Genomic DNA, 21,927 nt, shown 5'->3' with positions numbered 1-21,927 from the left:
CGAACCGGCGGGCAGCGCCGCGCTCACCGTCGGCAGCGCGGCCCGCAGCAGGTCACAGGCCTTCGCCTGGTCGTCCCAGTGGCCGCTGTCGGTCTCCTCGGGGGTGCCGTCGGAGTCCTTCCACGGTCTCGATACCGGGCAGCTTGAGGGCCGGCGCGTCGGCGTGTTCCGAGCACGAGGACCGCCGCGAAGGGCGCGGTGATCGGGGTGCTGCGGCGGTTCATGCGGGGTCCCTCCTCGACGCGGACCCTACTTCGATGTCGGCGTGAGCACCTCGGTTCCGCCGAGGAAGGGACGAAGCGCTTCCGGGACCCGGACGGAGCCGTCTTCGAGCTGGTGGTTCTCCAGGATCGCGACGATCCACCTGGTGGTGGCGAGCGTGCCGTTCAGCGTGGCGACGGTCTGCGGGCGGCCGTCGTCGTCGCGGTAGCGGATGCCGAGGCGGCGGGCCTGGAACGTCGTGCAGTTCGACGTCGAAGTCAGCTCGCGGTAGGTGTCCTGCGACGGCACCCACGCCTCGCAGTCGAACTTCCGGTACGCCGACGTGCCGAGGTCGCCGGTGGCGGTGTCGATCACCCGGTACGGGACCTCGATCTTGGCGAGCATCTGCTCTTCCCAGTCCAGCAGGCGCGCGTGCTCGGCTTCGGCGTCCTCGGGACGCGTGTAGACGAACATCTCGACCTTGTCGAACTGGTGGACGCGGATGATGCCGCGGGTGTCCTTGCCGTACGAACCGGCCTCGCGGCGGTAGCAGGACGACCAGCCCGCGTAGCGCTTCGCGCCCTTGCGCAGGTCGAGGATCTCGTCGGCGTGGTAGCCGGCGAGCGGGACCTCGGAGGTGCCGACGAGGTACAGGTCGTCGTCGCGCAGCCGGTAGACCTCCGACGAGTGCGCGCCGAGGAAACCGGTGCCCGCCATGATCTCCGGCCGGACCAGGGTCGGCGTGATCATCGGGGTGAAGCCGTTCGCGGTCGCCTGTGCGATCGCCATGTTCAGCAGGCCGAGTTGCAGCTGGGCACCGATGCCGGTGAGGAAGTAGAACCGCGAGCCCGAGACCTTCGCGCCGCGCTCCATGTCGAGCGCGCCGAGGCCCTCGCAGAGTTCGAGGTGGTCCTTCGGCTCGAAGTCGAACTTCTTCGGGTCGCCGACGTGCTTGAGCACGACGTAGTCGTCCTCGCCGCCTTCGGGCGCTTCGGGGTGGACCAGGTTCGGCACCACGCGGTGCAGCTGGTCGAACTCCTCCGACGCCTCGGTCTGCTCGACCTCGGCGGCCTTGACCTGGGCGGCGAGGTCCTTCGCCTTGGCGAGCAGCGCGGCGCGTTCTTCGCCCTGCGCCTTCGGGACGAGCTTGCCCAGCGACTTCTGCTCGGCGCGCAACGTGTTGGCGGCGGCGATCGAAGACCGGCGTCGGGAGTCGAGAGAGAGCAGCTTGTCGACCACTCCTTCGTCCTCGCCACGGGCGCGCTGCGAAGCGCGCACGACGTCCGGGTCATCGCGCAGAGTCCTGGGGTCAATCACGAGTGCCGAGGGTAGTCCGTGGCCTTCACGCACTTCGAGGCAGTTTCCCGGTAACCCTCGCGTACACACTGTGCGGGCCGCCGCGGAGAACCCGACAGTCTGATCGTTGTCGCCCGTTTCGGGCCGTCCCCATACTGAAATCTCCTGCTGCGGACGGAGAAACCCGATGACCGATGCGGACCTGCTGGCACGGCACAAGGCGGTGCTCCCGTCCTGGCTGGCGCTCTACTACGACGAGCCGATCGAGATCGTGCACGCGCAGGACCGCCGGGTCATCGACTCGACCGGGCGGAGCTACCTCGACTTCTTCGCGGGCATCCTGACGAACTCGATGGGCTACGACGTCTCGGCGATCAGCGACGCCGTGCGCAAACAGCTCGACACCGGGATCCTGCACACCTCGACGCTGTACCTGATCCGTTCGCAGGTCGAACTGGCCGAGCGGATCGCGAAGCTCTCCGGCATCCCGGACGCGAAGGTGTTCTTCACCAACTCCGGGACCGAAGCCAACGACACCGCGCTGATGCTCGCCACCCAGTACCGGCGCAGCAACCAGGTGCTGGCGATGCGGAACTCGTACCACGGGCGGTCGTTCGCGACGGTCGGTGTCACGGGCAACCGCGGCTGGTCGGCGTCGTCGCTCAGCCCGGTCAAGGTGAGCTACGTGCACGGCGGCTACCGGTACCGCAGCCCGTTCCGGGCGCTTTCGGACACGGAGTACATCGACGCGTGCGTCGCGGACCTGGTCGACGTGCTGGAGACGGGCACTTCGGGCGACGTCGCCTGCATGATCGCCGAGCCGATCCAGGGCGTCGGCGGGTTCAGCTCACCGCCGGACGGCCTGTTCAAGGCGATGAAGGAGGTCCTCGACCAGTACGGGATCCTGTTCATCTCCGACGAGGTGCAGACCGGCTGGGGACGGACCGGGGAGCACTACTGGGGGATCCAGGCGCACGACGTCGTCCCCGACGCGATGACCTTCGCGAAGGGCCTCGGCAACGGCCTCGCGATCGGCGGCCTCGTCGCCCGCGGCGACCTGGTCGACTGCCTGGCCGCGAACTCGATCTCGACCTTCGGCGGCAACCCGGTCGCGATGGCGGGCGCGGCCGCGGTACTCGACCACATCGCCGACCACGACCTGCAGGCCAACGCGCTCGCGCGGGGCACCGAGCTGCTCGACGGCCTGCGCGCGACGGGGAACCCGCTGCTCGGGGACGTCCGCGGCAAGGGCCTGATGATCGGCGTCGAGCTGGTGAAGCCGGGCGGCATGGAGCCGAACACGGCGGCCGCGGCGCGGATGATGGAAGAGACCAAGGCGCGCGGGCTGCTGATCGGCAAGGGCGGGCTGCACGGCAACGTGCTGCGGATCGCGCCGCCGATGACGCTCACCGCCGCCGAGGCGGCGGAGGGCCTGGGAATCGTCGTGGACGCGCTGGCCGCCATCTCCTGACGAACGCTATGAAAGGTCCTTTCCTTGCAAATTTTGCAAGGAAAGGACCTTTCATAGCACTCAGGACGTCGCGAAGCGCGCGATGACCTCGCCCAGCCGCACACCGGCGTCCTCCTGCAGGAAGTGACCGGCGCCGGTGATCGTCGGATGCTCGAGTTCGCGGGCGCCGCGCATCGAACCCCGCAGTTCGAGGCCCCACGGCGCGGTGATCGGGTCGCCGTCGGAGAACGAGACCAGGAACGGCTTGTCCAGTTCCGAAAGCACCTTCAGCGCGGCCCGGTTGGCGGCCGAGGCCGGATCGTCCGGGGTGATCGGCACGAGCGACGGCATCGCGCGCGGCGCGGCCTTGTACATCTCGTTCGGGAAGGGCGCGTCGTAGGCGGCGCGGACCTCCTCGGACAGCCGGGTCTGGCAGCCCGACTGGACGAACCGCCCGACGTCGATGACCTGCGCGTTCTCCATGGTGTCGCGGAACTTGTGCCACATCTCCGGCATGTCGGTGTCGCCGGTCGGGAGGCCGGTGTTGGCCGCGACGACCCGGGCGAACCGGTCGGGGTTCTCGGCGACCAGGCGCAGGCCGATCAGGCCGCCCCAGTCCTGGCCGACCAGGGTGACGTCGGTCAGGTCGAGCACGTCGAAGGCGAACGCGCGCATCCACTCGACGTGCCGCTGGTAGGTGTGGTCGACCATGTCGCCGGGTTTGTCGGAGCGGCCGAAGCCGACCAGGTCCGGCGCGATGGCGCGCAGTCCGGCGTCGGCGAGCACCGGGATGACCTTGCGGTAGAGGTAGGACCAGGTCGGCTCGCCGTGCAGCAGGAGGACGGGTGGCCCGTCCTCGGGTCCGGCCTCCACGTAACCCACTCTGATCACGCCGCCGTGGAGGTCGACGAGTTCCGCGTAGCGCGGTTCGAAGTCAAAATCGGGCAGGTCCGAGAACCGGTCGTCCGGTGTCCTTAAAAGGCGCACGGCTCCCACGTTAGTGGGAATCGTGCGCCTATGCCGGTTTCAGGATGTCAGAAGATCACGAAATGGCGACGGCGACGATCAGGCCGAGGGCCAGGTGCGCGGAGGCCACCACGACGCTGGCCGGGGCGAACTTGTCGCTTTCGATGGTCGAGCGGATGTCGATGCGGGTCGCCCACTCCAGCAGCCGGACCGCGAGCACCTGCACGATGATGCCGAGCAGGCCGTAGACCAGCGAGGTGATGAGCCCCTCGGTCAGGTCGCTGGCGGAGTTCGCGATCGCCACGACGATGATGAACGCCATCGACAGCAGGCCCGAAGCGGTGACGATGACCGCGTTCGGCAGGCCTCGGGTGACCAGCTGGGACAGCTTGCCGGGCGTGGTCCAGTCGATGGCCCAGAACCCGGCGAACATCATCAGCAGGCCGACGACGCCGTACAGGAGGATCGCGCCGATCCCTCGCACGAGGTCGGAGCCGAACGTGTCGGACAGCGCAAGGGTGGTCGTCACAGGGTGCTCCCAGAGAGATACCGGTCGAGAATGTCAGGTTTGTGCGGTTGCTTCTATCACGACTCGACGATGCGGTGCGGGACGAACGCCGCACCGTCGTCTGTGACGAGTCCCGCGGTCTCCCGGATCCCGAGGCCGGCGGCCTGGTCCCCGACGATCCACGCACCCAGCGCGGGCCGGTACCCCTGGAACTCCGGCAGCGGGTCGAACGCCTGGTAGACGTACCCTTCCGCGCCGTAGACACCGTCGGTCTGCGTCTCGTACCCGGTGGCGACGATCTGCACGTTCGCGCCCTCGCGGCCGAGTTTCGGCTTGCGGACGTACTCGGTCAGCAGACCGGGGTCGTCGGCGAAGGCGGGCAACAGGTTCGGGTGCCCCGGGTAGTTCTCCCACAGGATCGCGAGCAGCGTCTTGTTGGAGAGGATCATCTTCCACAGCGGCTCGACCCACAGCGTGCGCGGCATGGTCTCGACGGCGAAGCGGCCGAACTCCTCGTCGACCACCCATTCCCACGGGTAGAGCTTCACCACTGTCGCCATCTGCGACTCTTCGAGGTCGACGAACCGCTTGAGCACCGGGTCCCAGCCGATCTCCTCGATCGACAGGCCGACGGTGTCGAGCCCGGCCTCGGCCGCGGTCTCCTGCAGGTACGCCGTCGTCACGTGGTCCTCACCGGACGGATCGGCGGACGACCAGGTGAAGTGCAGCTCGTTCGAAGGCAGCTTGTCCGCGAGCTCGCCCCAGCGCTCGACCAGCTTCTCGTGGATCGAGTTCCACTGGTCGTCCTCGGGGAAGACCGCGGTCTTCCAGTGCCACTGCAGCACCGCGGCCTCGAGCAGCGAGGTCGGGGTGTCGGCGTTGTATTCGAGCAGCTTCGCCGGGCTCTTGCCGTCGTAGCGCAGGTCGAACCGGCCGTAGACGTGCGGATCCTGCCGCTTCCACGACTCCGCGATATGCGGCCAGACCCACTCGGGGATGCCGAAGCGGTGGTACTGCTCGGTCGTGATCACATTGTCGACCGCTTCGAGGCACATCGAGTGCAGCAGTTCGACGTCCGCCTCGACGGACAGGATCTCGTCCATGTCGAAGACGTAGTGGACCGACTCGTCCCAGTACGGCCTCGACTTGCCGGCGCCGTCACGGGCGGGGGTGCCGAAGACCAGGCCCTGTTCCTCGACGATGTTCTGCCAGTCCCGCCGGGGCGGCTTGGAATCCCGATACAACTACGAGCCCCCGCTCTTGCCGGTACCGCCGGAGGTACCGCTCTTGCCGCTGATGCCGAACCCGCCGCGCTGGACGGACTTGCCCGATTTGGTGCTGACGTTCGCGTTCGACGGCGCGGTGTACGAGCCGCCGGAGACCCGCTGCCCGATCGCGCCGGAACCGCCGTAGTTGTAGCGGTAGCTGTTGAAGCCGCCACCGACGATCGGCATGAAGAAGAAGCCGCCACTGACGTGGCCGCCGTGCGACGTCACGTATCTCTCGTCGCAGTTCTGGTCGTCGTTGATGATGTCGGTGTCTTTGGCGGCGCAGACCGCCGTGACCTCTTCCGGCTTCGCGACGGTGTAGAACGTCGCGATCAAGCCGACCAGCCCGACGGTCACACCCGTGCCGATCAGGAGCTTCTTCTTGGTCGAAGACTTCTTCTCGGCGGCGCGAGCCGCTTCGGCGTCGAGCACCTCCTGGCGCTCCTGCTCCGCCAGCGCCTGCTGCCGTGCCCGCTGCTCGGCCAACGACGGTTGCCGCGCCTGCGTGCTGCCGTCCTGAAAGCGCATGGAACCGCGCTTGGGCGGCTCCTGAGGCGTCTGTGCCCCCTGGTTGTCATCCTGCGTCATCGAAGCTCCGTAATCGCCCGCCGGCCCGAACCCGTGTCCAACACTAACCACCCGGTACGCGCACCTTACGTGCGGCGCGGGCATCATGGAGTGGATGTCTCAACAGGCCGAGCGGTTCCGTGATCCGCGAAACGCGCTGAGCACCCTGCGCACCCGGCTCGTCATGGCCGGTGTGTTCGTGGGCGCGATCATCGCGCTTTCGCTGAGTGTGGCTTTCTCGTGGAACGTCGGCCCGGAGGGCGGTGCGGGCGGCGGCGCCCCCAAACTGTCGCCCGCCGCGGTCGAAGCGTTCCAGTCTCCCCCAGGCACCTGCCTGACCTGGAACAACCCGGACGCCAACGACGCGAAGCGCGTGTCGTGCGCGGAGTCCCACTTGTTCGAGGTCACCAGCATCGTCGACATCGGCGCGCAGTACCCCGCCGGGGTGCCGAGCCCGAATCTGGAGCAGTGGCAGGAGATCTCCCGGTCACGCTGCACCGTCGACGTCAAGCCGTACCTCGGCCGCACGCTGGATCCCTACGGCAAGCTGAGCATGAACCTGCTCCGGCCGACGCCCGCGCAGTGGGAAGACGGCGACAGGCAGCTGCGGTGCGGGCTGCAATGGGCAGGTCAGGGCGGCAAACTGCAGCCGACCAAGGGCCCGGCGAAGGAGCAGAACCAGTCGGCGGTATGGGAGCCGGGCACCTGCCTCGCGCTGCTCAACAACAGCTTCGGCGACCCCGTCGACTGCGCCCAGCCGCATTCGTACGAGATGATCGCGACGCTCGACCTCAAGACGAAGTTCAAGGACGGCTACCCGTCGCAGGAGCAGCAGAACACCTGGCTGGACACCGAGTGCTCGACGGCCGCGCAGGAGTACACCGGCAACGCGGACCTGGCGGCGAAGAAGCTCATCGGCAGCTGGGACGTCCGCGAGCAGGAGAGCTGGGACGCCGGGTCGACGCTGGTGAACTGCAAGGTGGCGGCGGTCCTGCCGGACAACAAGGGGCTCGCGCCGGTCACCGGGAGCGTCAAGGTCGGCAACGGCGGTGGCAACGGCGACGCCCCGCCCTCGGACGGCGGCGGCCCGCCGGCGTCCTCCTCGGCTCCGAAGACCGGTGGGTGATCCCGTGCCCGTCGAGATGACCCAGCAGCGCTTCGAAGAGCTGGTTTCGGAGGCGCTGGACGAGCTCCCGCCCGAATTCGCGGACGCCATGGACAACGTCGTGGTCCTCGTCGAGGAGTTCAACGAGGAGTCGCCCACGATCCTCGGGCTCTACCACGGTGTCGCGCTGACGGAACGGACTCACGAGTACGGCGGGGTGCTGCCGGACCGGATCTCGATCTACCGGCGGCCGCTGCTGCAGATGTGCGACACCGAGGAAGACGTCGTCGAGGAGGTGCTGATCACGGTGGTCCACGAGGTCGGCCACCATTTCGGCATCGACGACGCGCGGCTGCACGAACTCGGCTGGGGCTGAGCCGCCGGACAGGCGATAGCAAAGGTCCCTTGCTCCCGTCCCGGCGGATTCCGCGCCGAAGGCGGCACAGTCGGTGATTTTTGTGCGTTGAGCACTACGAATCCTCCGGATTCTTAACTGGCTGTAACAACCCCACCACTTTGGGCGACAGCCCCGCTAAACTTTTTCGACACGTTGTCGCCGGCCGCCGCCGGCGAATGCCTGGGGAGGCGGTGCATGGCCGAGTCGACGGTGCACGGGCGGGGTGACCGGCGGTTGCGCTGGCTGCTCGCGTCCAGCGCGGCGTCGAATCTCGGCGACGGGATCGGCAAGGTCGCGTTCCCGCTGCTCGCGGTCACCCTGACCCGCGACCCGCTGCTCATCGCCGGTCTTTCGGCGACCCAGTTCCTGCCGTGGCTGCTGTTCGCGCTCCCGGCGGGCGCGCTCTTGGACCGGATCGACCGGCGGCGCGCGATGATCTTCGCGAACATCGCCCGCGCGGTCGTCGTCGGCGGGACGGCCGCCCTGGTCGCGGCGGGCGGGGTGACGATCTGGATGGTCTACGCCGCCGCCCTGCTCATCGGCGTCGCGGAAGTGGTCGCCGACAGCGCCGCGAACGTGCTCATCCCGGCCGTCGTCGGCGAGGGTTCGCTCGACAGCGCGAACAGCAAGCTCCAGGCCTGCGAGATCGTCGGTCAGACCTTCCTCGGCGGGCCGGTCGGCAGCGCCACCTTCGCGCTCTTCGCGACGTTCCCGTTCCTGCTCAACTCGGTCGGCTTCGCGATCGCGGCGGCCGTGCTGATCGGCCTCGCCGGGAGCTACCGGCCGAAAGCCGCCGAGAAGAGCACCCGCACCGACCTCCGTGCCGAGCTGGCGGAGGGTTTCCGCTGGTTGAAGCACAACCGGCTGGTGCTGCGCCTGGTCGTCGTCGCCGGGCTGATCAGCCTGATCAGCGAGCTCGCGCAGGCACAGCTGGTGCTGTACGCGATCGACTACCTGCGCCTCAGCGAAGCGGCCTTCGGGCTCTTCGCGTTCGTCGGCGGCATCGGGGGCCTGCTGGGCGCAGGGGTTGCTCCGCGGCTGGTGAAAGCGTCCAGTCGGCGCGCGGTGCTCATCGCGGGCACCGCCTGCTCCGGCGTGGCGTTCACCGGCATGGGCCTGACGAACTCGCCGGTGGCGGGCGCGGCACTGTTCGGCCTGTTCGCGGCGGCCGTCGTCGCGGTGAACATCGTGCTGGGGACGGCGCGGCACAAGCTCGTCCCCGGCGAACTGCTCGGCCGGGTCCTCGGCGTGTGGCGCACCGTCGTCTGGGGGGCGATCCCGATCGGGGCGCTACTCGGCGGGGTCCTCACCCACACCCTCGGTTCCCCGGCCCGGACGTTCCTGACGTCCGGGCTCCTGCTGTTCGGCGTTGCCGGTTTCGCGTTCGTCTCGTTACGGCGAGGTGCCTTCGATGACGAATCGGCCACGGAGGTGCGGGTTCTCCACCAAGACCAGTGAAAACGAGGGCCTTTGGTGCTGGAATAGCCCATCACCGCCCAGCTGGTGACGGGAGAGGTCCGCGATGCAGCAGACACTGGTGCCGGAGGCCGGCGTGGGGACGACAGAACCTTCCAGACGTCCGCAAGTGGTCACCGCCGTCGCCGGGTTCGTCATCGGCGGCGGCGTGATCGGCATGCTGTGGGCGCTCTCGGGCGTCAACGCGGGGGCGCTCGAAGACGCGCAAGACGCGTGCTCCGCGCTGGCCAGGGTCGGCACGATCCCGGACACCACCGACTCCCCCGGCGACCGGACCGTGGCCGTCCTGGCCCCCGAGATCCTGCACCGGATGACGGCCGCGCGCGAACTCTCCGCCGCGGCGGCCGCCGCCAGCGACACCTACCGGCCGCTGGCCGAACACATCGACGGCGTCAGCCGGATGGTGTTCAGCCTGCACTTCAACGAGATCGCCGGTCAGCGGCATCTGGCGCAGGCCGAACAGCTCTGCACCCAGCTCTAGCCCTTGTGGAGCGTCTTCACGGTCAGCTGGTTGCCCGGGATCTTCCCCGCGCAGCCGAGTCCCTGTACCGCCACGAAGTTCGACGCCGTCTCCTGCGGCAGGTACACCCGCAGCCCCCGGGTCTCGGTCGGCTTGCAGGCCGCCTCGTCGTAGTTGCGGACGTTCACGAAGCCGAGGTCGGCGATCGCGCGCTCGCCGTTGTTCAGCTGGACCGGCCCGCCCTTGTCACCGTCGCGGAACGCGGCCTCGCCGACCTGGTGGCCATCGGCACCGGTCACGTAGGAGACGCCGGGGAAGCCCTGGACGGTGCACGGGTGCCCGCTCGTGTTGGTGATGACGAGCTGCCGGTACACCGTGCCCGCGGCGGCGTCACCGCCCCCGACGGACAGCTTGACGTCGCCCGCCTTGCAGAGCCCGTCGTTCTTCGGCGCCGGGGCGGGTGCCTGAGCGGGCTGCGAGGCCGGTGCCGGGCTCGACGAGCTCGCACTGGGCGCCGCCGAGGTGTCCGGCGCCGAACTGGACGGCGGCACGGACTGGCTCTGCGCGACGGGTGCGCTCTCCGAGCCGCAGGCGCTGAACAGCAGGAGCCCGGCGGTGCCCGCGACGAGACCGCCGATGGAGATCATCTTCGAACGAACCATGGTCATTCGCCTCCCTGTAGCCGGGTGACCCACTACTGAAGTAGACGTGTTGTCCACGGCGCGGGTTGCGCTCTCCCGGTTAATTCCCCACAAGGTGTTAATCGATCTTGTGGGGTGCATACCCCGGCGGGAGCGAAGGCAAACGTCCCTGGTCAGCGTTCGACGGGGACTTCCGCCCAGGTGAGGCAGGTCCAGCCGGCCGGGGTCGCGACGAGTTCCACGACACCGGTGTTCGGGATGAGGCCCTGGTTGGCGACCTCGGCTGTCACGTTCCCGGCGAGCCATTCGCCGCCCAGCCGGATCGCGCCGCCGTGGCTCACCAGGACGACCGTGCCGTCGGGGTCGGCCTGCTCGTGCTTGGCGCGCAATCGCGCGACCGCGTCGAGCATCCGGGCGCGAACCTGCGCGCCGGTCTCGCCGCCGGGAATCGGCGGGTCGAGCTCGCCGAGCGTCCACCGGCGCACGACGCTCATGTACGTCGTGATCGAGTCCTTGTCGGTCTTGCCTTCGAGGTCACCGGCGGCGACCTCGTGCACGCCGTCGACGACCTGGACGTCGACGCCGAACTTGGCGGCCAGCGGCGCGGCCGTCTGCTGGGCGCGGACGGCCTGCGAGGCATAGACCGCGACGATCGGCTCGCCGTCGAGCCGCGTCGCGAGGTCCTGGGCCTGCTCCCGGCCCAGTTCGGTGAGCGGCGGGCCGGGCAGCGCGGTGTCGAGCGCGCCCCGCACGTTGCCGTCGGTCTGGCCGTGGCGGACGAGGAGAAGTTTCACGCCTGAGCTCCCTTCCGTACCGACTCGACCCAGGCGATCGCGTCGGTGAAATCCTCGTTGGCGGCGCCGGGCTCGATCTCGGTCGTGCCGTTGTCCGCGCGCGGGTGGGAGCCGAGGAACCGCACGTTGCGGCACCGGCGGCGCAACGCGGCCAGCACGTCGCCGATCCGGGGCTCGGTCACGTGGCCCTCGAAGTCGAGGAAGAAGCGGTACTCGCCGAAGTTGTTCCTGGTCGGGCGGGCGTCCAGTTTGGTCAGGTTGATCCCGCGGACGGCCAGTTCGGTGAGCAGTTCCGCCAGGGCCCCGGTCCGGTTCGTCGCGGCGGCGACGATCGACGTGCGGTCGGCCCCGGTCGGCTCCGGCAGCTCACCGGGCGCGCGGACCAGCAGGAACCGGGTCTTGGCGTCGCGGACGTCGGCGACCTCGGTGGCCAGCACCTCCAGCGGGTAGTGCTCGGCGGCGACCGGCGCGGTGACGGCGGCGTCGAAGTCACCCGCGTCGACCGCGACCGCGGCCGCGGCGGTCGACGACGTCGCGACCGGACGCGCGCCGGGCAGGTTCGCCTCGACCCAGTGCCGGACCTGCGCCAGCGCGTGCGGATGGCTCGCCACCGTGCGGATCTCGGTCGTGCCCGGCCGGGTCAGCACGCTGAAGTGGACCGGCAGCAGCACCTCCGCCACCGCGATGAGCGGCTCGGCCTCGCTCAGGCTGTCGAGGGTGGCCGTGACAGCGCCCTCCACGGAGTTCTCGATCGGGACGCAGGCCGCGTCGGCCGCGCCCGAGCGCACCGCGGCCAGTGCCGCCGGGATGGTCTCGGCGGGGATCAGCTCCTCGCCGGGGGCGAGCCGCCGCGCGGCCTGTTCGGTGAAGGTTCCCTGGGGGCCGAAGTAGGCGATCCGTGACACCCCGCCAGATTACGCACGCCGCGGGTGGTGACTTTCACTCGGACAGCCGGTACGCGCACCGGTTACGCCGGGTGGCTTTTTTTGCCATGCTTAGGGCGTGACCGCCGAACCGGGCACGCACACCGGCCGCGAGGACGCCGGCTCGTCTTTCGCTCCCCTGCCGGACCGTCCCACGCCGGAGCTGGTGCTGTGCGCCGTCGATGACCTGCTCGCGCGAGCCTGGGCCACCGTCGCGGACACTGTGGACGGCCGGGTCTTCGTGCACCGCGGGTCCGTGCTCGACGTCGTCGCTCAGGCCGTGGTCAGCCCCGCGAACTCCTACGGCTGGATGCGCGGCGGTATCGACGCCGTCTACGCCCGCGCCTATCCCGGTGTCGAGCAGAACGTGCGCAGCGCCGTCCTCGCCTTCCACGGCGGGGAACTCCCGATCGGCGAAGCGGTGATCGTGCCCACCGGCGAGGCGGAGCCCGCCTGGCTGATCAGCGCCCCGACGATGCGGGAGCCCGGCGAGAGCCTCCCCCGCGAGACCGTTCACCCGTACCTGGCCGCCAGGGCGGTGTTCCGGCAATGGCGCGACGGCAGCCTCGACCAGGGCCGGGTCCGCGATCTGGTGCACACGATCGCGATGCCCGGACTCGGTACCGGCGTCGGCGGGGTCGCTCCCGCCTCCTGCGCCCGGCAGGTCGCCGCGGCGTGGAACGAGGTCTTCACCCACGTCCGCCCCCGTAACGGAGAGTAACGCCCCGAAGCGGGGTACATCACATCGCAGCGCGTTCACGAGCTGCAAGCCCTACCGTTAAAGCGGCTTCATCCGGTTCGCGGCATGTCCTCCGCCGAGAACTCGTCAACACGGTTTTGTACGGCGCCAGCGCAGGCGACGGGCGAGGAGTGTGCGATGCCGCGGGTCCGTGAGCTCAGTCCCTACGTCGAGCTGCACCGTGAGCAGTGGCGCGAGCTGCGCAGGTCGACTCCCCTGCCGCTGACCGCCGCGGAACTGCTGCGGCTGCGCGGTCTAGGCGAACAGGTCGACCTGGCCGAGGTCGCCGAGGTCTACCTGCCGCTCTCCCGGCTGATCAATCTCCAGGTCGCCGCCCGGCAACGGTTGTACGAAGCCACCACCACCTTTCTCGGTGAAGACAGTCGGGGCACCAAGGTGCCGTACATCATCGGGATCGCCGGCAGCGTCGCCGTCGGCAAGTCGACCACCGCGCGCATCCTGCGCACCCTGCTCGCCCGCTGGCCGGATCACCCCAGGGTCGACCTGGTCACCACCGACGGGTTCCTCTACCCGCGGGCGGAACTGGTGCGCCGCGGGATCATGCACCGCAAGGGCTTCCCCGAGAGCTACGACCGGCGGGCCCTGCTGCGGTTCGTCACCGAGGTGAAGTCCGGGGCGGAGCGGGTCAGCGCGCCGGTCTACTCGCACCTCGCCTACGACATCCTTCCCGACGAGGAACAGGTCGTCGGGCAACCCGACATCCTGATCCTCGAGGGGCTGAACGTCCTCCAGCCCGGCCCTCGGCTCAGCGTCTCCGATCTGTTCGACTTCTCGATCTACGTGGACGCGGCGACGACCGACATCGAACGCTGGTACGTCGAGCGCTTCCTCAAGCTGCGGCACACCGCTTTCGCGGACCCCGCGTCACACTTCCACCACTTCGCCGGCCTCCCGGACGACGAGGCACGGGCCGAGGCGCGCCACCTGTGGCGCACGATCAACGAGCCGAACCTGATGGAGAACATCAAGCCGACGAGGCCCCGCGCGACCCTCGTCCTCCGCAAGGACGCCGACCACGCGATCAACCGGGTCCGGCTCCGCAAGCTCTGAAACGGGAACGGTCGATTCTCTTGAGTGACCGGGCCTTGATGACCGGGCCTTAGTGACAGAGCCTTAGTGACAGAGCGTGGTGGCGGGTGCCGGGCAGACGTGTCGCGACGCCTCTGCCCGGCGGAGTCCGGCTCGTTCGACGGTGCGACGCCAGGCCCGGAGGCGTGACTCGCGTGATCAGACGGCGAACTCGCGTGATTGAAGGCGGAACTCACGTGATTGGCTTCGGAACTCGGGTGTGCGGCCTCTGATCGCGCGGGACGAGGGCCACCATCGGGGACACCGAGTGACCGGGCACGCACGGAATCTCTACTCACGGCGAGCATTCACGACGACATTCAAGATCACTTCGCCGGAAGCCGATCACCTGGGCGAATTCCGGGCTTTCCCTCACAAGGACCAGCCTTTGCACGACCGGCGAGCCTCGGTCGCCGGTCTGTCGCGCACCGCTACCGGTGAGCGGCATTGATCGGCCGATCGGCCGATCCACGCTCAGTACGTGTAACCGGTTGGCCGATACCGGCTACAGCCCCCCGAGGCGACCCTTGTGTCAGGGGTTCAAGAGGTCTCGAAAAAAGGACCTTGAGCAGGGAGGAGGCTCACGATGTTCTCGATCATCCTGACCTGGGTCGGCTCGATCCTCGGACTCGCACTCCTGGTGGCCATGGCCGCCGGCGCCTTCGTCGTCGACTTCGACGACGCCCGCGGGGACCGTCGCCGGAAGAAGTCGCAAGTCACGGAGAGCAAGGGCACTCCCGCGGCCCCGCTGAGCTGAACCGAGCTGAACCGAACTGAGCTGAGCATGGCCGATCAAGGCGTCCGGACGTCTTGATCCGTTTCTCGAAAAGCGTGACGGCGGAGCCGGCGCTGGACCTCAGTCGAACGGGTTGTGCACGGATGCCCCGAGCCCGGCCATGTCGGCGAGGTTCCGGGTGACCAGGGTCAGTTCGTGGACCCGGGCGGTCGCGGCGATCAGCCCGTCGACGGACGGCACTTTCCGGGGCGCGTACTGCCTGCCCCATTCGGCCGCGATCTCGGCGGTCACCGGAAGGATCCGTTCCGCGAACTGCGCGGTGAGCCCGGCCAGCCAGTCCGCCAGCGCGTCCGCGCGCTCCGTGTCCTGATCTCCTCGGTGCTTGAGTTTGCTTATCCCCCTCTCGATCTCTCCCACGGTCAGCGCGCTCAAATAGAGCCTGCTCGACGACACCCCGCCCCACCACCGGGCGAAACCCGGGTTCTGGGTGCGGCGCCGAGCCTCGGACACGATGTTCGTGTCCAGCAGAAAGCTCACCCGCTCACCTCCACGACATCCCTGGGCAGATCCTCCGCGCGTTCGGCGGCGATCTCCTCCAGCACGTCGGCCAGCGCCTCCCCGTATTCGGGATGGTGATGCTCACCGGAGAGCACGAGTTTGAAATCGACGGCTTCACCGCCTCCGGCCAGCCGCCGGTAATCCATGATGTCCAGCACCACGGCCACCTCTTCCCCATGTTTGGTGACGAACTGCGGCCCCTCGGCCGCGGCCCGGCGCAGCAGCTCGCTCAGCCGCTGCTTGGCGTCCTGCACTTGCCAGGTTGCTGCTTCCATCTAGACAGACTAGATGGAATGGGTGGGGTTGGCAAGGTGGTGGGTGGTGACCGGGGAAGCGGGGTTTGTCAGGCGAGGTCGCCGAGCGCCTTCCGGTAGTCGTCGACGTCGTAGTCCATCTCGTGTTCGCCCGACTCGGTCAGCTGCGCGGCCAGCGCGTCGACGAGGCGGTCGAAGATCTCGTCGCGCTCCTGCCCGGTCTCGCTCAGCCGCCGCACGGCCTGCCAGACCTCGGCGGGCTCGTCGTCCCAGAGCTGGTCGACGATCGTGGTCTTGAGCGCCAGCCGCATCCTCGGCTCGCCGTCGAAGGTCTCCTCGGCCAGCGCCTCGTGGTACTCGGGGTGCTCGCCGATCACCAGCAGGCGGCGCTGTTCGGGGTCGGCGGGCTCGAGTTCCAGCTCCTCGTCGCCGATCTCCGTGTAGACCGTCGGGACGGCGAACATCCGGCGCTCGAGCGCCTCCGCGAGTTCCGCCGGGTCTTCGATCCCTTCGGAACCGTCGAAGTAGACGTCGAGCGTGGAGTCCTCGTCCTGTGCGAACTCTTCGAGGAACTCGGTCGCGCTCTCCAGCAGCGCCACCCGCGCGGCCTCGGGGAGCCCGGCGCGATCGGAGGCCCAGCCGACCCAGCCCAGCAGGGCGGGCTCCAGCGCGTCCTCGTACTCCTCGTCGACCTCGAACTCGCCGTCCAGCAGCGACTCGAGGAACCGGGCGAGCTTCTCGGGCCCGACCCGCAGCGGACTGCCCGGCTCGGTCTCGCAGCCGTAGTCGACGAGCAGGCGCGCGTAGAACCGCGTCGCCTCCGTGTCCTCCACGAGCCCGGACCCGATGAAGTCGGCGACGACCTCTTCTCGGACCTGCGCGGGCCATTCGGTGATCTCGGGCGACGGTTCGGGCTCGGGAAGCGACCGGATCCAGGCCAGCGCGAGCGCGTGGAACCGCGCGTAGTCCTCGCTGACGTCGGGCTCCTCGACGACGTCCGTCGCGGCCAGCCCGTCCGCGAGCAGCTGGTGCGCGCGCTCGGGCAGCACCCGCTCCAGCGTGACCAGCTCGGGGTCGTCGGCGGCCTGCTGCCGCATCTCGGCCAGGACGTCCTGCGGCTTGTCGACCACGACGACGTCGCGGATGCGGCCGCCCTCGGTGAAGTCGACCAGCGCGAGCAGACCGTGTTCGGCACCGCCGCGGGAGAAGACGCAGAGCAGGGAGGACTCGTCGCCGAAGACGTCACCGGTCCGCCAGCAGTCCCCGACGGTCACCGCGGCCAGGTCCGCCACCCACTCCGGCTCCGGGATCCCGCGGCCCAGCACGGTGTCCAGCGCCGAAGCGGCCGCCTCGCGCTCCTCCTCGGTCTCGGCGAAGACCCGCATCCCGGCGAGCAGCGCGGCCGCGGCGGGGGTGATCTTCCGCTCGGCGAACGCGATGAGCTCCAGGCCCAGCGGCTGTTCCCCCTCTTCGACCTCGATGTCCCACCACTGGCCGAGCACCTCGGAGGTCAGCAGCTCGACGTCGAGCACCTCAGGCTCGGCGCCGAGGGTCGAGAAGTCCCGGAGGACGTCCTTGAAGAGGCCCGTCACACTCGGGGTGGAGGGCTGGGCTGCCTTCTTGCGGGCACGACTGACCGGACTCATGGCGACATGTTTTCACGCGGACCCGATCGGGCTCGTCGCGGTGGTCCTGGGCGCGAAACACGGGGTCCCGGTCGCGGGGAGGGCGCGGGCGGACACCGGTTCCGGACCACCGCGACTTCACTGGCCCGCCAGCGTGGCTCGACCTTTTTCGCCGGGTTTTCCTCGGTTCACTTCCGATAACGACCGACGGCGGGAGCGGTTACGCCCTGACCGGTTTCGGAATCGCGATTCTTGCCGCCTTGACCTCGGCGATCAGCCGCGTCTTGCGTTTGTGTATTTCCACCAGGTTGCCCAGGTACGAGCTGAATTCTTCAGCTGTACCGGCCTTTTTGTGCACCGCGCGGAGTTTGCGCAGTTGCCGGGCCGCCTCGCGATAGGAGTTCGGATCTTTGTGCGTGATCAATTCTTCGACATGGTCCCGATAGACGGGAACGGTTTCGGCCGGATGGGCGATCGAACGCGAATCCGCGAGTTCGACGCGCACCGGTAAAGAGGCTTCGAAACGCACCGCGGCCCGCCAAGCCTCGTCGAGACGATCCTCGCCGAGCAACGCGCGGACGAGTTCGTCGGCGGCCTCCGTGCTCCCGGCGGCGAGTTCCCGCAACCGGCCCAGCGCGGCCTTGCGCTGCGCGACCCATCGGCCCGTTTCGAGCGACTCCTCGCGCAGGGCGAGATAGGTCGCGGCGCCGGGTTTCTCGTCGAAGTCCTCGCGCGACGGGGGAACCGGCTCCTCTTCGCGCGGGGGCGGCTCCTCCTTCTTGTCGTGCGTGAGCGCCCTCGCCGCGTGCGCGATGGCCTCGCTGTGCCGTCCCGCCGCGCGCAGCACGCGCACGATCTTGAGGCTGACGTCGACCCGCGGCGGCTTGGCGGCGAGGATCGCGACGAGCGCGTCGACGTCGCCGGACACCTCCGCCAGCTCCTCGCGCAACCGCTCGGCCGTCTCGCGTTTCGTCCCGGACGGCTGCTCCGCGAGCACACTGTCCACAGTGGACTTGATCCGGGCGATTCCCTTGTCCCCCAGTGCGGCGGCGAAGTCGGCCAGCTCGATGGCGGGCCGGCCGGGTCCGTCGAACTCCACTTCGAGGATCCAGCCCGCCAGGATCTCCGGATCCGGCGGACGCGCGACGCAGGCCCGCGCGTACAGCTCGACGGCGCGATCCAGCCTGTCCGCGACCTCGCCCGAGGTGTCGTCGATCTGCTCCAGCATCTCGCTGATGTCGTCCACCGTCCGGCGGGCGAGCGGGGCGAGATCGGCCCGGCTGCCGGCGTCGAGGAGACGCTGGAGCGTGTCGAGGACCGAGCCGACCTTCGCGGCGTACTCGACGTTGCCCGCCATCACGGCGGTGTCGAGGAGACGGTGCGCCTCGGCGAGGTCACTCCCCTGTGTGACGAAGCGGCTCTCCAGGGCCTGCCGTAACACAGGGTCACGCTCGGCCTGGGCGTGCAGCAGGTCCACCAGCGTCTCCGCGTCCAAGGTGCGCAGGTAGGGGCGCAGATCCGTCGTGGGACTCACCCGGAACAGTCTGCCCGACCCCTTCACCGACGTGTGTGGGCCAACAGCGTGCTCTTTTCGGCGTAGTCGCTCACCAGGTGTGACCAGGCCTGCGGCGTCGCTTCGACGCGCGAAGGGCAGCGGATGACCGGGATCGGGAGCCGCCGCGCGAGTTGCAGGACGATCGCCATCACCACGCCCGCGAGCAGCGCGATCGACGTGGCGGCGGCGAGGGCGCCGCTCAGCACCCGGCGCCCGGCGTCGATCGCGAGCTGCGCCGAGTACTCGATCTGGCGGGCGGCGAGGTCGCCGAGGGAGCGGCCGACGACGCCGGCCGCGACGCGCCAGGCGTCCTGGCCGACGGACGGTGGCGTGGCCGCGCTCAACGCGGTTTCGACCGCGCCGAACCGGCTCCAGTCCACACTCGCGACGAGATTCCGGTAGGCCTGGCGGTTACTTTCCGTCATTTTTCCGGCGACCGCGTCGAGCCTCGACCGGTAGGCGCCGACATCCGCGGCGTAGTCGCGGCGCCCCTCGTCGTCGATCCCGGCGACCGCGAGGGAATCGCTGCGGTCCATCCCTTCGACGACGGCGAGCAGTTCGACGGCGATCGTCTGCTGGTAGCCGACCTCGGCGTCGGGAGCCGACCTCGCGATCTCGCGCAGCGAGGAAAGCGCGGCGTCGATGCGATCGGCGTACGCGGTGTAGGTGGCCGATCGGCTGCCCGGTGCCCGCAACGCGACCGCCCGGTCCCGCTGCAGGGCCGCGATCCCCTGGCTGGCCTCGGCCATGGTGACCGCTCCGTTCTCGGCGTCGTCCCGGTCTTGGATGGCCTGCTGGACGAGGAATCCGCCGATGAACAACGCGACGAGCAGCAGGGCCGCGCTCGGTACGAAGGCGATGGAGAGCATGCGAGAGCGAAGGCTTCGCTGGTGCGTCAAGACTTTCCTTCCGGATCGGTTTCCCGACGCGGAGCGACGTTAGGGAAATCGCGATTTGCCCGTCAACGCTCGTCCGCCATACGGCCGTTAGCGCACCGTGACGATCTGGTAGGCACGGCACGTGACTCTCGAGAACCTGAACCAGCGCCTCCGCGACTTCGCCGCCGCACGGGACTGGGAGCCTTTCCACACCCCGAAGAACCTCGTCATGGCCCTGTCCGGCGAAGTCGGCGAGCTGACTTCGCTGTTCCAGTGGCTCACCCCGGAGGAGTCCGCGAAGTGGCGTTCCGACCCTGAACTGGCGCACAACGTCGTCGACGAAATCGCCGATGTCACGCTGTACCTCCTCCAGCTGGCGAACAGCCTCGGGGTGGATCTGGTCGAAGCGGCCAACGCCAAGATCGACCGGAACGAGCACCGGTTCCCGGCGCCCGAACGCTGAGCGGCTTTCGCCTCGGCTGGACGAAACCGTGGCGATGCCCTGCGCGCTGAACGGTTACGGTTCGGGGCATGCCCGTGTCCCGTGGCCGGAAGCCCAAAAAGCACAAGAAGACCAAGAAGCCGAAGTCTCCGCTCGTCGGCGAGCCGGTGTCCTTCCCCCACTGGTTCGACGAAGCCATCGAGAACATCTTCAACGGCATCAGCGGACTGCTGGTCTGTGAGACGGCGCGCGACCTCGAACAGGCGACCTGTGCCTTGCTGGGCGCCGAACTGAAACGCGCCCTCGACGAGGAGTACGACGGTCTCAACCTCGACCGGTTCTTCGCCGCCCTCGTCGGCGACGTGTCCGTTCTGTCGAAGACGGAGCCCTCGGAAGCACTGTGGCGGTTTCTTCACGGCCTGCTCGCGATCTCGGCACCCGGTGTCGTGCCGATGCTCCGGTCCTCGATCACCCGCGTCAAAGCGGCATCGGAGCCGGCGAGCCTGTCGGAATGGCCGACCGCCCTGCGGAACATCGAAGCGACCGGTGAGGTCTGGGAAACCCGCGACGTCTACGGCACCCGCCTCGCCGTGATCGCGGCCTACAGCTACCCCGGCGTCTACTTGTTCGACGTCGACATGTCCGGGCTCTGCGCCGTGGCCGACGGCGGCGTCTACGACGACGTCGAGCAGGCTTTCGAAGCGTGGCGGAAGAAGATCGGTGACGAGGCCGTCGATGCCGCGCCGCGAGCCGTGACCGACGTCGGACGGCTGACCGGCCTGGTCGGCTGCGACTTCATGGTGATCGGCGACGAATCACCGGCCGCGCTGGACAACTGGTACCGCGCGCAACGCCGGTTCGAGGATCTCGAAGCGGCGCTGAAGAAGCGGAAGACGCCGCTCCCGCCGCGCCGGAGTTTCTTCGACGACGCCGACCCGGCCGAAATGGCCCGCCCGTTCGCCGCCTGGCACATCGAGCGGTACGGGAACGAACCCGATCCGGTGATCGTCGAGGATCTCGCCGAGGAATGGATGGGCGGCCTCGTCCCGGACACCCGGTTCTCGGCGTCCCCCGACCGGATCCGCTACTACCAGGACGTGATCGGCGACTGGCGGGATCACCCTCATCGCCCCGTCGCCCAGGCGTTGCTGCCGAAGTGGGTGCGGTGGCTCGGCGAGCGGGCCGGGCTGCCGTCTCCGCTGGTGGAAGGGATGGTCGTCAAGGCGACGAAGTAACGTGGGGGTATGCCGATCCAGGTGCTGCTCATCGACGACCACGAGGTGGTGAGGCGCGGTCTGCGCGACCTCCTCACCGACGAGCCCGACATCGAGGTCGTCGCCGAGGCGAGCGGGGTCGACGAGGCCCTCGCCGTGGCGATGCACGTGGAACCGGACGTCGCGGTGGTCGACGTGCGGCTCGGTGACGGCGACGGCATCGCGCTCTGCCGCGAACTGCGCTCGAAGGCGAACCCGCCGCAGTGCCTGATGCTGACCGCGTTCGACGACGAAGAGGCCATGGTCGGCGCGATCATGGCGGGCGCGGCCGGGTACCTGCTGAAACAGGTCCGCGGGCAGGACGTCGTCAACGCGGTCCGTGAGGTCGCGGCGGGCCGGTCGTTGCTCGACCCGTTGTCGACGGCGCGGGTGCTCGACAAGCTGCGGCATCCGCCGGAGGACGAACTCGGCTCCCTCACCGAACGCGAGCGCGAGGTGCTGGACCTGATCGGGCAGGGCATGTCCAACCGCGAGATCGCGGAACGCCTGTTCCTCGCCGAGAAGACGGTGAAGAACTACGTGACGTCCGTCCTCGCGAAGCTGGGCATGCAACGGCGCACCCAGGCCGCGGCGTGGATCGCGCGCCGGGACAGGTAGTGCGCGAAAACGGCACCCCCCCCCGTCGTTTTGGGCGAAAGTACCGGTTGATCCCGATTTCGACCAGTGGCTCACCATCGGCGTCGAACGCAAGGTCCTGGTCGTCGTCCGCACGGTCACGACGCTGA

General features: G+C 69.0%; 24 protein-coding genes. 11 read left to right on the top strand and 13 right to left on the bottom strand.

The window, feature by feature from the left end; translation table 11 throughout:
- Positions 1-249: 249 nt before the first annotated feature.
- Positions 250-1,518: a serine--tRNA ligase gene (gene serS, locus ACFOSH_RS08225; RefSeq protein WP_378238115.1), complete on the bottom strand. Its 1,269-nt coding sequence runs from the start codon at positions 1,516-1,518 to the stop codon at positions 250-252.
- 166 nt (positions 1,519-1,684) lie between these two features.
- Here serS and ACFOSH_RS08220 point away from each other — a divergent pair, with 166 nt between their 5' ends.
- A complete protein-coding gene (locus ACFOSH_RS08220) occupies positions 1,685-2,968 on the top strand; it encodes an aspartate aminotransferase family protein (protein WP_378238114.1) in 1,284 nt (427 codons plus the stop codon).
- Between the two features lie 60 nt (positions 2,969-3,028).
- Here ACFOSH_RS08220 and ACFOSH_RS08215 read toward each other — a convergent pair whose 3' ends face one another.
- The 4 genes from ACFOSH_RS08215 to ACFOSH_RS08200 are packed head-to-tail and all read right to left on the bottom strand — an operon-like array spanning position 3,029 to position 6,277.
- Positions 3,029-3,934: a haloalkane dehalogenase gene (locus ACFOSH_RS08215; protein WP_378238113.1), complete on the bottom strand. Its 906-nt coding sequence runs from the start codon at positions 3,932-3,934 to the stop codon at positions 3,029-3,031.
- Positions 3,935-3,989: 55 nt separating this feature from the next.
- Positions 3,990-4,442 carry a DUF350 domain-containing protein gene (locus ACFOSH_RS08210; RefSeq protein ID WP_378238112.1) on the bottom strand — a complete coding sequence of 151 codons (453 nt, stop codon included), beginning with the start codon at positions 4,440-4,442 and terminating at the stop codon, positions 3,990-3,992.
- Between the two features lie 56 nt (positions 4,443-4,498).
- On the bottom strand, positions 4,499-5,665 hold the full coding sequence (locus ACFOSH_RS08205) for a glutathionylspermidine synthase family protein (protein WP_378238110.1): 1,167 nt from the start codon (positions 5,663-5,665) through the stop codon (positions 4,499-4,501).
- Positions 5,666-6,277, bottom strand: a complete 612-nt coding sequence (locus ACFOSH_RS08200; RefSeq protein WP_378238109.1) for a hypothetical protein — start codon at positions 6,275-6,277, stop codon at positions 5,666-5,668.
- A gap of 94 nt (positions 6,278-6,371) precedes the next feature.
- Between ACFOSH_RS08200 and ACFOSH_RS08195 the strand changes: the two genes are divergently transcribed.
- From ACFOSH_RS08195 to ACFOSH_RS08180, 4 genes are all read left to right on the top strand, one after another.
- Entirely contained in the window at positions 6,372-7,382 is a 1,011-nt protein-coding gene (locus ACFOSH_RS08195; protein ID WP_378238108.1) for a septum formation family protein, read from the top strand.
- A gap of 4 nt (positions 7,383-7,386) precedes the next feature.
- Positions 7,387-7,737, top strand: coding sequence for a metallopeptidase family protein (locus tag ACFOSH_RS08190; protein WP_007030570.1), 351 nt, complete (start codon positions 7,387-7,389; stop codon positions 7,735-7,737).
- 216 nt (positions 7,738-7,953) lie between these two features.
- Positions 7,954-9,216: an MFS transporter gene (locus ACFOSH_RS08185; RefSeq protein ID WP_378238107.1), complete on the top strand. Its 1,263-nt coding sequence runs from the start codon at positions 7,954-7,956 to the stop codon at positions 9,214-9,216.
- A 64-nt stretch (positions 9,217-9,280) separates the two neighbouring features.
- Positions 9,281-9,715, top strand: coding sequence for a hypothetical protein (locus tag ACFOSH_RS08180; protein WP_378238106.1), 435 nt, complete (start codon positions 9,281-9,283; stop codon positions 9,713-9,715).
- Here the strand turns inward: ACFOSH_RS08180 and ACFOSH_RS08175 are convergent.
- The 3 genes from ACFOSH_RS08175 to pheA form a co-directional block, all read right to left on the bottom strand.
- Positions 9,712-10,362 carry a DUF4232 domain-containing protein gene (locus ACFOSH_RS08175; RefSeq protein ID WP_378238105.1) on the bottom strand — a complete coding sequence of 217 codons (651 nt, stop codon included), beginning with the start codon at positions 10,360-10,362 and terminating at the stop codon, positions 9,712-9,714. The two genes, ACFOSH_RS08180 and ACFOSH_RS08175, sit on opposite strands and share 4 nt — an antisense overlap.
- A gap of 146 nt (positions 10,363-10,508) precedes the next feature.
- Positions 10,509-11,129 carry a histidine phosphatase family protein gene (locus tag ACFOSH_RS08170; RefSeq protein ID WP_378238104.1) on the bottom strand — a complete coding sequence of 207 codons (621 nt, stop codon included), beginning with the start codon at positions 11,127-11,129 and terminating at the stop codon, positions 10,509-10,511.
- Positions 11,126-12,034 (bottom strand): prephenate dehydratase, encoded by a 909-nt coding sequence (pheA, locus tag ACFOSH_RS08165; protein ID WP_378238103.1) that lies wholly within the window; start codon positions 12,032-12,034, stop codon positions 11,126-11,128. The genes ACFOSH_RS08170 and pheA overlap by 4 nt, the downstream gene beginning before the upstream one ends.
- A gap of 97 nt (positions 12,035-12,131) precedes the next feature.
- On the opposite strand from pheA, the gene ACFOSH_RS08160 reads away from it, so the two are divergent.
- The 3 genes from ACFOSH_RS08160 (at position 12,132) to ACFOSH_RS08150 (ending at position 14,637) form a co-directional block, all read left to right on the top strand.
- Entirely contained in the window at positions 12,132-12,773 is a 642-nt protein-coding gene (locus ACFOSH_RS08160; RefSeq protein ID WP_378238102.1) for a macro domain-containing protein, read from the top strand.
- Positions 12,774-12,929: 156 nt separating this feature from the next.
- Positions 12,930-13,862: a type I pantothenate kinase gene (coaA, locus tag ACFOSH_RS08155; protein ID WP_378238101.1), complete on the top strand. Its 933-nt coding sequence runs from the start codon at positions 12,930-12,932 to the stop codon at positions 13,860-13,862.
- A 604-nt stretch (positions 13,863-14,466) separates the two neighbouring features.
- The gene (locus ACFOSH_RS08150; protein WP_378238100.1) at positions 14,467-14,637 is read left to right on the top strand and encodes a hypothetical protein; all 171 of its coding nucleotides are present in this window, start codon (positions 14,467-14,469) and stop codon (positions 14,635-14,637) included.
- Positions 14,638-14,736: 99 nt separating this feature from the next.
- Here ACFOSH_RS08150 and ACFOSH_RS08145 read toward each other — a convergent pair whose 3' ends face one another.
- The 5 genes from ACFOSH_RS08145 to ACFOSH_RS08125 all read right to left on the bottom strand — a co-directional run bounded on the left by ACFOSH_RS08145 (position 14,737) and on the right by ACFOSH_RS08125 (position 19,477).
- Positions 14,737-15,153, bottom strand: coding sequence for a type II toxin-antitoxin system VapC family toxin (locus tag ACFOSH_RS08145; protein ID WP_378238099.1), 417 nt, complete (start codon positions 15,151-15,153; stop codon positions 14,737-14,739).
- On the bottom strand, positions 15,150-15,449 hold the full coding sequence (locus tag ACFOSH_RS08140) for a type II toxin-antitoxin system Phd/YefM family antitoxin (RefSeq protein ID WP_378238098.1): 300 nt from the start codon (positions 15,447-15,449) through the stop codon (positions 15,150-15,152). Before ACFOSH_RS08140 ends, ACFOSH_RS08145 begins: the two co-directional genes overlap by 4 nt.
- Positions 15,450-15,517: 68 nt before the next feature.
- Positions 15,518-17,074: a DUF1841 family protein gene (locus tag ACFOSH_RS08135; protein WP_378238097.1), complete on the bottom strand. Its 1,557-nt coding sequence runs from the start codon at positions 17,072-17,074 to the stop codon at positions 15,518-15,520.
- A gap of 199 nt (positions 17,075-17,273) precedes the next feature.
- A complete protein-coding gene (locus tag ACFOSH_RS08130; RefSeq protein ID WP_378238096.1) occupies positions 17,274-18,587 on the bottom strand; it encodes a hypothetical protein in 1,314 nt (437 codons plus the stop codon).
- A 23-nt stretch (positions 18,588-18,610) separates the two neighbouring features.
- Entirely contained in the window at positions 18,611-19,477 is an 867-nt protein-coding gene (locus ACFOSH_RS08125) for a nitrate- and nitrite sensing domain-containing protein (RefSeq protein ID WP_378238095.1), read from the bottom strand.
- Positions 19,478-19,628: 151 nt separating this feature from the next.
- Between ACFOSH_RS08125 and ACFOSH_RS08120 the strand changes: the two genes are divergently transcribed.
- From ACFOSH_RS08120 to ACFOSH_RS08110, 3 genes are all read left to right on the top strand, one after another.
- On the top strand, positions 19,629-19,949 hold the full coding sequence (locus tag ACFOSH_RS08120; protein WP_378238094.1) for a nucleotide pyrophosphohydrolase: 321 nt from the start codon (positions 19,629-19,631) through the stop codon (positions 19,947-19,949).
- A 68-nt stretch (positions 19,950-20,017) separates the two neighbouring features.
- Positions 20,018-21,163, top strand: a complete 1,146-nt coding sequence (locus tag ACFOSH_RS08115) for a hypothetical protein (protein ID WP_378238093.1) — start codon at positions 20,018-20,020, stop codon at positions 21,161-21,163.
- A 9-nt stretch (positions 21,164-21,172) separates the two neighbouring features.
- Positions 21,173-21,799 (top strand): response regulator, encoded by a 627-nt coding sequence (locus ACFOSH_RS08110; protein ID WP_020632829.1) that lies wholly within the window; start codon positions 21,173-21,175, stop codon positions 21,797-21,799.
- The last annotated feature ends 128 nt before the right edge of the window (positions 21,800-21,927 follow it).

The sequence above is a fragment of the Amycolatopsis speibonae genome, assembly GCF_042647925.1.
In the GTDB taxonomy this organism is placed as follows: domain Bacteria; phylum Actinomycetota; class Actinomycetes; order Mycobacteriales; family Pseudonocardiaceae; genus Amycolatopsis; species Amycolatopsis speibonae.
This window is presented reverse-complemented; position numbering and strand designations above follow the sequence as displayed.